This window comes from Bradyrhizobium septentrionale (assembly GCF_011516645.4).
Classification (GTDB): Bacteria; Pseudomonadota; Alphaproteobacteria; order Rhizobiales; family Xanthobacteraceae; genus Bradyrhizobium; species Bradyrhizobium septentrionale.
In genome coordinates this window covers 93,797-106,789 of record NZ_CP088285.1, presented here as the reverse complement: position 1 = coordinate 106,789, position 12,993 = coordinate 93,797, and the positions used below count along the sequence as shown (strand labels likewise).

Sequence of the window (12,993 nt, the reverse complement as noted above, 5' to 3'; positions counted from 1 at the left end):
CGAAATGGAGCTGTTTGCCAATCTCGCCCACGGTTTCGGTGTGGTGTTTCAGATCACCTGGTGGTCTCCCTCGTGGCTCTTCGGCCTGTCGGTCCCGATTTCGATCAATATTCTTATGTGCCTGATTGGCGCACTGGTCGGCACGCTGGTCGGCGTGCTGCCGGGCATCGGCACCATCGCCACCGTCGCGATGCTGCTGCCGATCACCTTCGGCCTGCCGCCGGTCGGTGCGCTGATCATGCTCGCCGGCATCTATTACGGCGCGCAATATGGCGGTTCGACCACCTCGATCCTGGTCAATATTCCGGGTGAGGCGACCTCCGTGGTCACCGCGCTCGACGGCCACCAGATGGCCAAGCAAGGCCGCGCCGGCCCGGCGCTGGCGATCGCCGCGATCGGCTCGTTCTTCGCCGGCTGCGTCGCGACCGTGCTGATCGCCGTGCTCGGCGCGCCGCTGACCAAGCTCGCGCTGGCATTCGGCCCGGCCGAATATTTCTCGCTGATGGTGCTCGGCCTGATCTTTGCGGTGGTGCTCGCCAAGGGCTCGGTGCTGAAGGCGATCGCGATGATCGTGTTGGGCCTGTTGCTGTCGATGGTCGGCTCCGACATCGAGACCGGCGCCTCGCGCATGGCCTTCAACATCCCCGAGCTCGCCGACGGCCTCGGCTTTGCCACCGTGGCGATGGGCGTGTTCGGCTTCGCGGAGATCATCCGCAACCTCGACCACGGCGCGGAGATGAGCCGCGATCTGGTGCAGCAGAAGATCGCCGGTCTGATGCCGACCAGGAAGGACCTGATCGATTCCACGCCTGCGATCCTGCGCGGCACGGTGCTCGGCTCGATCCTCGGCATCCTGCCGGGCGGCGGCGCCGTGATCGCGTCGTTCGCGGCCTATACGCTCGAGAAGAAGCTGGCGAAAAATCCATCGCGGTTCGGCCGCGGCGCGATCGAGGGCGTGGCGGCGCCGGAAAGCGCCAACAACGCCGCGGCGCAGACCTCGTTCATCCCGCTGCTCACCCTCGGCATCCCGCCGAATGCGGTGATGGCGCTGATGGTCGGCGCGATGACCATTCATGGCATCGTGCCGGGTCCCCAGGTGATGCAGAAGCAGCCCGATCTGGTCTGGGGCATGATCGCCTCGATGTGGATCGGCAATCTGATGCTGATCATCATCAACCTGCCGCTGGTCGGCATCTGGGTCCGTCTGCTGCGCGTGCCGTACCGGCTGATGTTCCCCTCGATCGTGATCTTCTGTGCGATCGGCATCTATTCGGTGAACAACGCGCCGGTCGACGTCGTCCTCGCAGGCGCGTTCGGCCTGGTCGGCTACTGGCTGATCAAGCACGATTTCGAGCCGGCGCCGCTGCTGCTCGGCATGGTGCTCGGCCCGCTGATGGAGGAGAACCTGCGTCGTGCACTCTTGATCTCGCGCGGCGACTGGAGCGTGTTCCTGTCGCGGCCGCTATCGGCGGTGCTGCTGGCGATCGCGGCAGGCCTGCTGGTGCTTGCCGTGCTGCCGAGCTTGCGTGCCAAGCGCGACGAAGTGTTCGTGGAGTCCGAGGGCTGAGCGTACTGCCGGCCCTGCGTCGGCGCGCCGCAGGCGGAAGTCCAATCGACACTCGATGTCGTCTCGTGAAATGAAAATGCTGGCCGATTTGGCCGGCATTTTTATTGGTCAAACGTTCCCGGGAGGATTCGAAATGATCTCCATTCGCTCGCTTGCGGGCGCATGCCTTTCGGCATTTGCCGCACTGAGCGCCGCAGCCGTGCCGGCGTCCGCGCAGAGCTACCCGACCCGCACCATCACCATGATCGTGCCGTTCGCAGCCGGCGGTCCGACCGACGTCATCTCGCGCATCGTCACCGCGAATATGGCGCCGACCTTGGGACAGAGCATCGTGATCGAGAACGTGGTCGGCGCCGGCGGCACCACCGCGACGACGCGCGCCGCGCGTGCCGCCAATGACGGCTATACGCTGGTTACCGGGCATATGGGCACGCACGCCGCCTCGGTGCCGCTCTACCCGAAGCTGGCCTATCACCCGGAAAAGGATTTCGAGCCCATCGCGCTGCTCGCCGGCACGCCGATCCTGATCCTCGCCCGCAAGGATTTTCCGCCGAAGGATCTCAAGGAATTCGTCGCCTATGTGAAGGCCAATGCCGAGAAGATCAACGCCGCGCATGCCGGCATTGGCTCGGTCTCCCACGTGTCCTGCGAGCTCTTGAACTCGATCCTCGGCGTCAAACCGGTCGGCGTGCCCTTCAACGGCACAGGACCTGCGATGAACGCGCTGGTCGCCGGTCAGGTCGATTACATGTGCGACCAGATCGTCAACGCGGTGCCGCAGATCAATGCCGGCACCATCAAGGCCTACGCGATCGCGACCCCCGAGCGCAATCCGTCGCTGCCTAACGTCCCGACCACGGCGGAGGCCGGCCTGCCGGATTTCCAGGCCCAGGCCTGGAACGCGATCTTCGCGCCGAAGGGAACCTCGCCCGCCATCATCGCCACCCTGAATGCGGCGGTCATCAAGGCGCTCGACGACGAGACCGTCCGCAAGCGCCTGCTTGAGCTCGGCAGCGTGATCCCGGCGCCCGCCAACCGCACCCCGGAGGCGCTGGCGACCCTCGTCAAGAGCGAGATCGCGAAATGGACGCCGGTGCTCAAGCCGGCCTCTTAATGCAACGCGATCAAGTGGATAGGCAAGGGATGGGCGAGAGGCGGAACGTGAGTTCCGCCTCTTGCCGTTTGCCGCAGGAGTGTTCACTTTTCAGGGTATAATCGGTGCATGCAGCCGAATCGGCATGTCGACCGGCAGCCCCGGCCGCTAGATTGCCGCTCCGCCCAGAGAGCCTGAAACCAACGCCATGAACCAGTATCACGACCTGCTCGAACGCATCCTCGCCGACGGCGCGGAGAAGCACGACCGCACCGGCACCGGCACGCTGTCGATCTTCGGCCACCAGATGCGCTTCAATTTGTCGGCCGGCTTCCCGATGCTCACCACCAAGCGGCTGCCGCTGAAGGCGATCGTGCATGAGCTGTTGTGGTTCCTCGCCGGCGACACCAACATCAAATATCTCAACGACAACGGCGTCACGATCTGGGACGAATGGGCCGACGCCAATGGCGATCTCGGCCCGGTCTACGGCTCGCAATGGCGCTCGTGGCCGGCGCCCGATGGCCGCAGCATCGACCAGATCGCCAATTTAATCGAGATGATCAAGCGCAATCCGGATTCGCGGCGGCTGATCGTCAGCGCCTGGAATCCGGCCGAGGTCGACAAGATGGCGCTGCCGCCGTGCCATTGCCTGTTCCAGTTCTATGTCGCCAACGGCAAATTGTCCTGCCAGCTCTATCAGCGCTCCGGCGACGTCTTCCTCGGGGTGCCCTTCAACATCGCGTCCTATGCGCTCTTGACCATGATGGTGGCGCAGGTCACCGGGCTGAAGCCCGGCGATTTCGTGCACTCGCTCGGCGATGCGCATCTCTACTCGAACCACCTCGAGCAGGCGCGCCTGCAGCTGACGCGGCCGACACGGCCGCTGCCGACGATGGCGATCAATCCGGACGTGAAGGATATCTTCGCTTTCCGCTACGAGGACTTCAAACTCGAAGGTTACGACCCGCATCCGCACATCAAGGCTGAAGTCGCGGTCTGAGGGGCTAATGTCGCTGACCATCCGCCGCGCGCGGCCCGATGAGGCCGGACTGGTGTTCTCGCTGGTCCGCGAGCTCGCCGACTACGAAAAGCTTCTGCATGAGGTCCACGCCAGCGAGGCCGATATCGCCGAAGCGCTGTTCGGCGCGAACCCGCGGCTTTATTGCGACATCGCGGAATGGAACGGCGAGCCGGCCGGCTTCGCGGTCTGGTTCGTCAATTTCTCGACCTTCGCCGGCCGCCACGGCATCTATCTCGAAGACCTGTTCGTGCGCCCGGCGCTGCGCGGCAACGGCATCGGCAAGGCGCTCCTGGTGCATCTGGCGAAGCAATGCCTCGCCAATGGCGGGGCGCGCCTGCAATGGGCGGTGCTCGACTGGAACGCGCCGTCGATCGCGTTCTACAAGTCGCTCGGCGCCGAGATGATGGACGAATGGACGATCTGCCGCGTCTCCGGTCCGGCGCTGTCGGCGCTCGCGGAAGGGACACGCTGATGGAGATCGTGCTGGTCGTTGCGGTCGCCGAGAACGGCGTGATCGGGAGCGGCAACGCCATTCCGTGGCGGCTCAAATCCGACCAGCAGCGCCTCAAGGCGATCACGCTGAACAAGCCCGTCGTGATGGGACGCAAGACCTTCGAATCCCTGCGCAGGCCGCTGCCGGGGCGCACCAACATCGTGGTGACGCGCGATGCGAACTACCGCGCGCGCGGCGCCATCGTCACGACGTCGTTCGAAAACGCCCGCGCCATTGCGCTTGGTGACGCGCTGCGGCGTTTCGCCACTGAGATCGCGATCATCGGCGGCGCGGAAATTTACGCGCAGTGGATGGGTGTGGCGGATCGCTTGGAGATCACCGAGGTTCACGCCAGGCCGGACGGCGATACGCGGTTCGACAAAATCGATGCGGGGCAGTGGGACGAGGTCGCGCGCGTGCGAAATCCGGCAGGTCCGGACGACAGCGTCGACTTCTCCTATGTGACATATCGTCGGCGCAGCCAACGTTAACTAATGTTTGCATTGACAATTATGGCCCGGCGCATAGCTCGTCCGGCGAGGAAGCTTGCGTTGTAAGGGCCCTAGCGGTCCCCTATAACCGGGCCGGACATTCGAGGCCGGGCGTCCCGTCCGGACTTGCTGAGGAGATGTTTGATGCCGTGGAAAAATCAAGGCGGGGGGCCGTGGGGCTCGGGTCCGAAAGGGCCGTGGGGCACCGGTCCGCAGTCAGCCGGGCCGAGACCGCCGGATCTTGAGGATCTGCTGCGGCGCGGCCAGGACCGGCTGCAGCAGTGGCTGCCCGGCGGGCATTTCAGCGGCATGGGCGTCGCCCTGGTGCTGGTCGCCGCGCTGGCGATCTGGTTCGCGACCGGCATCTTCCGCGTGCAGTCCGAAGAGCTCGGCGTCGTCCTGCGCTTCGGCAAGTATGTCCGCGATGCGCAGCCGGGCCTGCGCTATCACCTGCCATATCCGATCGAGACAGTGCTGCTGCCGAAGGCGCTGCGCGTCAACACGATCTCGATCGGCATGACCCTGATCGACGATCCCGCTCGCCGCGGCCGCACCATGCGTGACGTGCCGGAGGAGAGCCTGATGCTGACCGGCGACGAAAACATCGTCGACGTCGACTTCACCGTGCTGTGGCGCATCAAGCCGGGCGGGGCCGGCGCCTACCTGTTCAACATCCAGAATCCCGAAGGCACCGTGAAGGCGGTTGCCGAAAGCGCGATGCGTGAGGTGATCGGCCGCTCGCAGATCCAGCCGATCCTGACCGGGGCGCGCAACGTCACCGAACAGAACGTCCAGGAGCTGATGCAGAAGACGCTCGACAGCTACAGCGCGGGCATCCAGATCACCCAGGTGCAGATGCAGAAGGTCGATCCGCCGGCGCAGGTGATCGACGCATTCCGCGACGTCCAGGCGGCGCGCGCCGACCTCGAGCGCAAGCAGAACGAGGCGCAGACCTACGCCAACCGGATCGTCCCGGAAGCGCGTGGTCGTTCCGCCCAGATCCTGCAGGCCGCCGAAGGTTACAAGGAGCAGGCGGTCGCCGAGGCCAGGGGCCAGAGCGCGCGCTTCCTCAAAGTCTATGAAGAGTACAAGAAGGCACCCGACGTGACGCGCGAGCGCATCTATCTGGAGACCATGGAAAAAGTGCTCGGCAGCTCCGAGAAGCTGGTCTATGACGGCAGCCAGGGCCAGAACATCGTGCCCTATCTGCCGCTCGGCGAACTGACGCCGCGGCGTCCGGCGCCAGCACCGGCCACGACCGGCCAGCAGGGAGCCACCCGATGAGGTCCCCTGTCACCGGCATTGTGTCCCTGATCATTCTCTTCATCGTTCTTGCCGTCGGCTACAGCTCGGTGTTCACCGTGCAGCAGACCGAGCAGACCATCGTCCTGCGGTTCGGCGAGCCGGTCGACGTCGTCACCGAACCCGGGCTGCACTTCAAGGCGCCGTGGAACTCGGTGATCAACGTCGACAAGCGCATCCTCGATCTCGAAAACCCGTCGCAGGAGGTGATCGCCTCCGACCAGAAGCGGCTGGTGGTCGACGCCTTCGCGCGCTATCGCATCAAGAATGCGCTGCGCTACTACACCAGCGTCGGCTCGATCCAGGCCGCCAATCTGCAGCTGACCACGCTGCTCAACGCCTCGTTGCGCCGCGTGCTCGGTGAGGTCAACTTCATCACGGTGGTGCGTGACGAACGCGAGCGGCTGATGTCGCGGATCCGCGAGCAGCTCGACAAGGAGGCTGACGGATACGGCATCGAGGTCGTCGACGTCAGGATCCGCCGCGCCGATTTGCCGGAGCAGAACAGCCAGGCGGTCTACGACCGGATGAAGACCGAGCGTCAGCGCGAGGCGGCCGAGTTCCGTGCCCAGGGTGACCAGAAGGCGCAGGAGATCCGCTCGAAGGCCGATCGCGAAGCAACCGTGATCGTTGCCGAGGCGAACTCCACCGCGGAGCAAACCCGCGGTGCCGGCGATGCCGAGCGCAACCGCCTGTTCGCCGAGGCCTACGGCAAGGACAAGGACTTCTTCGCATTCTATCGCTCGATGACGGCCTACGAGAACAGCCTCAAGTCCGGCGACACGCGTTTCCTGTTGCGGCCGGACTCTGAATTCTTCAGATATTTCGGCAGCGCCAACGGCAGGCAGCCTGAGGCGGCCGCCGCGCCGAAACAGTAACCTCACGACTTGAACTTCACGGCGTGAACATCATGATTTGGCGGCGATGCGGACAACGCGTCGCCGCTACTCAAACAACAACAAGCATCGAGCGGGAGGCTGCCATCCGATGAAGTCCATAGCGTTCGGCGACTTCCTCATCGGTCTGGGAATCCTGTTCGTGCTCGAAGGCATCCTGTTCGCGGCAAGTCCCGCCTGGATGCGCCGGGCGATGAAGAGTGCGCTGGCGACACCCGACAATTTGCTACGCATCGTCGGCATCGGTTCGGCGGTCGCCGGCCTGGTCCTGATCTGGGCGGTGCGACGCTGAGCGTTGCATGTTCCGTCGCGCCGATCGTGCCGGAATGAACATAATCGTGAGCCTCTTGCGGCCGGTTTTTCGCCGAAATATCCGGCTGAGATGCTTGCGCCGCCCGCCCGTTCGGGCGCACTCTGTAACCAGCTGATTTCGAACCCGTTTGCCTGGAGAACTTCCGACATGACCGCTGCCAGACCAGCCCTGAGCCGTCGCCTCCGCATGATGGGAGCCGCGGTCTCGATCGGTGCTGCGAGCATGCTGAGCTCTGTGCCGGCGTTCGCGCGTGGTCCCGAAAGCATCGCCGACACTGCCGAGAAGGTGATCGACGCCGTCGTCAATATCTCGACGTCGCAGACCATCGAGGCCAACAAAGGCAGCGGCGCGATGCCGCAGCTGCCGCCGGGCTCGCCGTTCGAGGAATTCTTCGACGACTTCTTCAAGAACCGCCGCGGGCCGCCCGGCAAGGGCGGCGACAAGAGCGGCGAGTTCCAGCCGCGCAAGACCAACTCGCTCGGCTCGGGCTTCATCGTCGACACCGCGGGCATCGTCGTCACCAACAACCACGTCATCGCCGATGCCGACGAGATCAACGTCATCCTCAACGACGGCACCAAGATCAAGGCCGAGCTGGTCGGCGTCGACAAGAAGACCGACCTTGCGGTCCTGAAGTTCAAGCCGCCGAAGCCGCTCGTCGCGGTCAAGTTCGGCGACAGCGACAAGATCCGTCTCGGCGACTGGGTGGTAGCGATCGGCAACCCGTTCAGCCTCGGCGGCACGGTCACCGCGGGCATCGTCTCGGCCAAGAACCGCGACATCAGCCAGGGGCCGTATGACAGCTACATCCAGACCGACGCCGCCATCAATCGCGGCAATTCCGGCGGCCCGCTGTTCAACCTCGAAGGCGAGGTGATCGGCGTCAACACGCTGATCATCTCCCCGACCGGCGGTTCGATCGGCCTCGGTTTCGCCGTGCCGTCGAAGACCGTGGCAGGCGTCGTCGACCAGTTGCAGAAGTTCGGCGAGCTGCGTCGTGGCTGGCTCGGCGTCCGCATCCAGCAGGTCACCGACGAGATCGCCGACAGCCTCAACATCAAGCCGGCGCGTGGAGCGCTGGTCGCCGGCGTCGACGACAAGGGCCCGGCCAAGCCGGCCGGCATCGAGCCCGGCGACGTCGTCGTCAAGTTCGACGGCAAGGACGTCAAGGACCCGAAGGATCTGTCGCGCATCGTCGCCGACACCGCGGTCGGCAAGGAAGTCGACGTCGTCATCATCCGCAAGGGCAATGAGGAGACCCGCAAGGTCACGCTCGGCCGGCTTGAGGACACCGACAAGGTTCAGCAGGTCAACGCCAAGTCGAAGGACGACACCGCCGAGAAGCCGGTGACCCAAAAGGCGCTCGGTCTCGACCTCGCGGCGCTGAGCAAGGATTTGCGCACCAAATACAAGATCAAGGACAGCGTGAAGGGCGTCGTCGTCACCGGTGTCGACAGCAACTCGGATGCGGCCGAGAAGCGGCTGTCGGCCGGCGATGTCATCGTCGAGGTGGCGCAGGAGGCGGTGGCAAGCGCCGCCGACATCAAGAAGCGCGTCGACCAGCTGAAGAAGGACGGCAAGAAGTCCGTGCTGCTGCTGGTCTCCAACGGCGACGGCGAGTTGCGGTTCGTCGCGCTCGGCGTCCAGTAACGGCGCGCGCTGACGCCTCATCCTCACTGTCATCCCCCGCGAAAGCGGGGGATCCAGTACGCCGCGGCCGCTCTTGTTGAGGAAGTGGGCAACGGCTTTCCTAGATTAGCCGGCATCGGTGGCTATGGGTCCCGGCTCCGTGCGCAAGCGCGCACTCGGCCGGGACGACGCCGAGGATCACCCCGCCGCGAACTCGTCCCGCCGATAGCCCTGCGCGTACAACAGCGCGGTGAGATCGCCGTGGTCGATCCGCACCGCGGCTGCGGCGGCGACCGCCGGCTTGGCGTGATAGGCGACGCCGAGACCGGCGGCCTGGATCATGCCGAGATCGTTGGCGCCGTCGCCCACCACCAGCGTGTCAATATCGTCGAGGTCGAAGGATTCGGTGAGCTCGATCAGGGTGGCGAGCTTGGTTGCGCGCCCAAGGATCGGCTCGACCACTTCCCCGGTCAGTTTGCCGTTCTCGACCTGCAGCTGGTTGGCGCGGTTCTCCTGGAAACCGACCTTGGCCGCGACCACGCTGGTGAACAGGGTGAAGCCGCCCGAGATCAGGCAGGTATAGGCGCCGTGCGCGCGCATGGTCATGACGAGGTCGCGTCCGCCCGGGGTCAGCGTGATGCGCTTCTCCAGCACCTCGTCGACCACGTTGACCGGCAGGCCCTTGAGCAGCGCCACCCGCTCGCGCAGCGCCGACTCGAACTCGATCTCGCCGCGCATCGCCCGCTCGGTGATATCAGCGACATGGGCTTTCAGCCCGGCGAAGTCGGCGAGCTCGTCGATGCATTCCTGGCCGATCATGGTGGAATCCATGTCGGCCAGAAAAAGCTTCTTGCGCCGGCCGATCCGAGGCTGCACGACAACGTCGATCGGCAGGTCGCCGCGGGCCTGGCGCAGGCGCTGCTCGATTGCCTTGATGTCGTCCCTGCCGGCGTCCTGGCTCTCAAAGGGAATGTCGACGGCGACTTCGTTGAACAGCCACTGCGCCGGGCCGGGTGAGGGCAGCACGGCCCGCGCACCATCGACGATCGTGGAGTCGAGCGCGGGGCTTGCGGGATTGCAGATCAGCGTGGCAACGAGGGACATGCAGGCGCATTCGGGATTGTTGGACAAGGCAGTGCTTATCGCAGGGCCGACCGCCAGCGGCAAGTCGGCCTTGGCGCTCGCGCTCGCGCAGCGCACCGGCGGGGTCGTGATCAACACCGACTCCATGCAGGTCTATCGCGATCTGAGAATCATCACCGCGCGGCCGACGGCGGGCGAGGAAGCGCTGGTTCCGCATCGGCTCTACGGCCATGTCGACGCCGGCGTGAATTTCTCCGCCGGCGCCTGGGTGGCCGACGCGGCCAGGGTGCTCGCCGAAGCGCGCGCGGACAAACGCCTGCCGATCTTCATCGGCGGCTCGGGCCTGTATTTCAAGGCACTGACGCGCGGGCTGTCGGCGGTGCCGCCGATCCCGACCGAGGTGCGCGACCGCGTCCGCGCCAGGCTCGAGCAGCACGGTGTCGCGGCGCTGCATGCCGAGCTTGCCGAGCGCGATCCGGTGTCGGCCGAACGGCTGAAGCCGCGCGACCGCACCCGTATCGCGCGCGCACTCGAGGTCGTCGAGGCCACCGGCCGCCCGCTGCCGGACTGGCATCGCGAGGGCCTGCCGCCGCTGCTGCCGCCGGGCCAATTCCACGCGCTGTTTCTCGCGCCGGAGCGCGATTGGCTCTATGCGCGGATCGACGCGCGGTTCGGCGCGATGCTCGATGCCGGCGCGCTCGACGAGGTCGCCGCATTGGCGGCGCGCGGGCTTGATCCGCTGCTGCCGGCCATGAAGGCGCACGGCGTGCCGGCGCTGATCCGGCACCTGAAGGGGGAGATCAGCCGGGAGGAGGCCGCCGAGATCGGCCGCGCCGACACCCGCCATTACGCCAAGCGCCAGTTCACCTGGTTCCGCCACCAGCTCCCGGAATTCGAATGGGTCGCGCCCGAGGCGGCGAAGGAGTGGCTGGAGGAACGGATCCCGTAACCCCGTAGCCGCCCGTCTGCCATGCGCGTTGCGCCGCGCAAAAATGCTCGCCGAACGGCTGGAACCCCGTTACACTCCAAAAATCGCGAAAGTGCTTGCCTTGCCTTGACAATCGGGCTTTGGCCGCTATGTTCGCGCAACCTTTGGGAAGACTGGGTCGTATCGTGCGCAACATTATTACCAAACTCCTTATCGCCGTCGTACCCAGGCACACCGCCCGGGATGGCTAGCGGCCATCCAAATTCGGGCGGTGTGCATGGGGCCTCTGGGGCCCCTTTTTATTGCCCGAAACCGAACTGACGAGAACTGACAAAAGCCGCGCAAAAACAAGCGCATCCGGAGCGAACCATGACCGACAAGAGCCACGATCCCAATCAGATGACCGGCGCCGCGATGATCGTGCGCGCGCTCATCGATCACGGCGTGCAGCATGTCTTCGGCTATCCCGGCGGCGCGGTGCTTCCGATCTATGACGAGATTTTCCAGCAGAGCGAGGTCGAGCACATCCTGGTCCGCCACGAGCAGGGCGCCGGCCATGCCGCCGAGGGCTATGCGCGCTCGACCGGCAAGCCCGGCGTGGTGCTGGTGACGTCGGGCCCCGGCGCCACCAACATGGTGACGCCGCTGACCGACGCGCTGATGGATTCGATCCCGCTGGTCTGCATCACCGGCCAGGTGCCGACCCATCTGATCGGCAACGACGCCTTCCAGGAGTGCGACACGGTCGGCATCACGCGGCCCTGCACCAAGCACAACTGGCTGGTGCGCGACGTCAACGACCTCGCCAAGGTGCTGCACGAGGCCTTCTACGTCGCCACCACCGGCCGGCCCGGCCCGGTTGTGGTCGACGTGCCTAAGGACGTGCAGTTCGCGACCGGCACCTATCATCCGCCGCGCAAGTCGGACGTGCACATCTCCTACACGCCGCGCGTGAAGGGCGATGCGACCCAGATCCGCAAGGCGGTGGCGCTGCTCGCCAATGCCAAACGTCCGGTGATCTATTCCGGCGGCGGCGTGATCAATTCGGGCTCCGAGGCCTCGCAACTGCTGCGCCAGCTGGTGGAGGCGACCGGCTTCCCGATCACCTCGACCCTGATGGGGCTGGGCGCCTATCCGGCGTCGGGGCCGAACTGGCTCGGTATGCTGGGTATGCACGGCACCTACGAAGCCAACATGACCATGCATGATTGCGACGTCATGCTGTGCGTCGGCGCGCGCTTCGACGACCGCATCACCGGCCGCACCGACGCGTTCTCGCCGGGCTCGAAGAAGATCCACATCGATATCGACCCGTCCTCGATCAACAAGAACATCCGCGTCGACGTGCCGATCATCGGCGACGCCGGCAACATTCTCGGCGACTTGCTGCAGGTGTTCAAGGCGGAAGCCAAAAAGCCCGACATCAAGGCGTGGTGGCAGCAGATCGCGCAATGGCGCGCGCGCAAGTCGCTGTCCTACAGGAAGAACAACGATATCATCCTGCCGCAATATGCGATCCAGCGCCTGTTCGAGCTGACCCGCGGCAAGGATACCTACATCACGACCGAAGTCGGTCAGCACCAGATGTGGGCCGCGCAGTTCTTCGGCTTCGAGGAGCCGCACCGCTGGATGACCTCCGGCGGTCTCGGCACCATGGGCTACGGCCTGCCGGCCGCGGTCGGCGTCCAGGTGGCGCATCCGGACAGCCTGGTGATCGACATCGCCGGCGACGCCTCGGTGCAGATGACGATCCAGGAGATGTCGACGGCGGTCCAGTTCGAGCTGCCGATCAAGATCTTCATCCTGAACAACCAGTACATGGGCATGGTGCGGCAGTGGCAGCAGCTATTGCACGGCAACCGTCTGTCGCATTCGTACTCGGAGGCGCTGCCTGATTTCGTCAAGCTCGCCGACGCCTATGGCTGCGTCGGCCTGCAGGCGACCAAGCCCGGCGATCTCGACGGCGCGATCAAGGAGATGATTGCGATCAAGCGCCCGGTGCTGTTCGACTGTCGCGTCGCCGCGCTGGAGAATTGCTTCCCGATGATCCCGTCGGGCAAGGCGCATAACGAAATGCTGCTGCCGGAAGAAGCCACCGATGAGGCCACCGCGAGGGCCTTCTCCGGCGGCAAGGCGCTGGTGTGATGATGCGTGACACAAACTTCACTGTCATC

General features: G+C 65.3%; 12 protein-coding genes. 11 read left to right on the top strand and 1 reads right to left on the bottom strand.

What is annotated here, in order from left to right; genetic code table 11:
• Nucleotides 1-4: 4 nt before the first annotated feature.
• The 9 genes from HAP48_RS02460 (at nt 5) to HAP48_RS02420 (ending at nt 8,829) form a co-directional block, all read left to right on the top strand.
• Nucleotides 5-1,567, top strand: a complete 1,563-nt coding sequence (locus tag HAP48_RS02460; protein ID WP_166215053.1) for a tripartite tricarboxylate transporter permease — start codon at nt 5-7, stop codon at nt 1,565-1,567.
• Nucleotides 1,568-1,700: 133 nt separating this feature from the next.
• Nucleotides 1,701-2,681, top strand: a complete 981-nt coding sequence (locus HAP48_RS02455) for a tripartite tricarboxylate transporter substrate binding protein BugD (protein ID WP_166215055.1) — start codon at nt 1,701-1,703, stop codon at nt 2,679-2,681.
• A gap of 187 nt (nt 2,682-2,868) precedes the next feature.
• Nucleotides 2,869-3,663 carry a thymidylate synthase gene (locus HAP48_RS02450; protein WP_166215057.1) on the top strand — a complete coding sequence of 265 codons (795 nt, stop codon included), beginning with the start codon at nt 2,869-2,871 and terminating at the stop codon, nt 3,661-3,663.
• Nucleotides 3,664-3,670: 7 nt separating this feature from the next.
• Complete coding sequence (locus HAP48_RS02445) at nt 3,671-4,156, top strand: GNAT family N-acetyltransferase (protein WP_166215059.1); 486 nt, start codon at nt 3,671-3,673, stop codon at nt 4,154-4,156.
• Nucleotides 4,156-4,668, top strand: a complete 513-nt coding sequence (locus HAP48_RS02440; RefSeq protein WP_166215061.1) for a dihydrofolate reductase — start codon at nt 4,156-4,158, stop codon at nt 4,666-4,668. Before HAP48_RS02445 ends, HAP48_RS02440 begins: the two co-directional genes overlap by 1 nt.
• 144 nt (nt 4,669-4,812) lie before the next feature.
• Nucleotides 4,813-5,952 (top strand): FtsH protease activity modulator HflK, encoded by a 1,140-nt coding sequence (gene hflK / locus HAP48_RS02435; protein ID WP_166215063.1) that lies wholly within the window; start codon nt 4,813-4,815, stop codon nt 5,950-5,952.
• Nucleotides 5,949-6,848, top strand: a complete 900-nt coding sequence (gene hflC, locus HAP48_RS02430) for a protease modulator HflC (protein ID WP_166215065.1) — start codon at nt 5,949-5,951, stop codon at nt 6,846-6,848. Before hflK ends, hflC begins: the two co-directional genes overlap by 4 nt.
• A 109-nt stretch (nt 6,849-6,957) precedes the next feature.
• Nucleotides 6,958-7,158, top strand: a complete 201-nt coding sequence (locus HAP48_RS02425) for a DUF2065 domain-containing protein (RefSeq protein ID WP_029078835.1) — start codon at nt 6,958-6,960, stop codon at nt 7,156-7,158.
• A 168-nt stretch (nt 7,159-7,326) separates the two neighbouring features.
• Entirely contained in the window at nt 7,327-8,829 is a 1,503-nt protein-coding gene (locus HAP48_RS02420; RefSeq protein ID WP_166215067.1) for a Do family serine endopeptidase, read from the top strand.
• 177 nt (nt 8,830-9,006) lie between these two features.
• Here HAP48_RS02420 and serB read toward each other — a convergent pair whose 3' ends face one another.
• Nucleotides 9,007-9,912 (bottom strand): phosphoserine phosphatase SerB, encoded by a 906-nt coding sequence (serB, locus tag HAP48_RS02415; RefSeq protein WP_166215069.1) that lies wholly within the window; start codon nt 9,910-9,912, stop codon nt 9,007-9,009.
• Here serB and miaA point away from each other — a divergent pair.
• Nucleotides 9,911-10,840 (top strand): tRNA (adenosine(37)-N6)-dimethylallyltransferase MiaA, encoded by a 930-nt coding sequence (gene miaA / locus HAP48_RS02410; protein WP_166217045.1) that lies wholly within the window; start codon nt 9,911-9,913, stop codon nt 10,838-10,840. The genes serB and miaA overlap by 2 nt on opposite strands.
• 348 nt (nt 10,841-11,188) lie before the next feature.
• Nucleotides 11,189-12,964: an acetolactate synthase 3 large subunit gene (locus HAP48_RS02405; protein WP_166215071.1), complete on the top strand. Its 1,776-nt coding sequence runs from the start codon at nt 11,189-11,191 to the stop codon at nt 12,962-12,964.
• Nucleotides 12,965-12,993 lie beyond the last annotated feature (29 nt).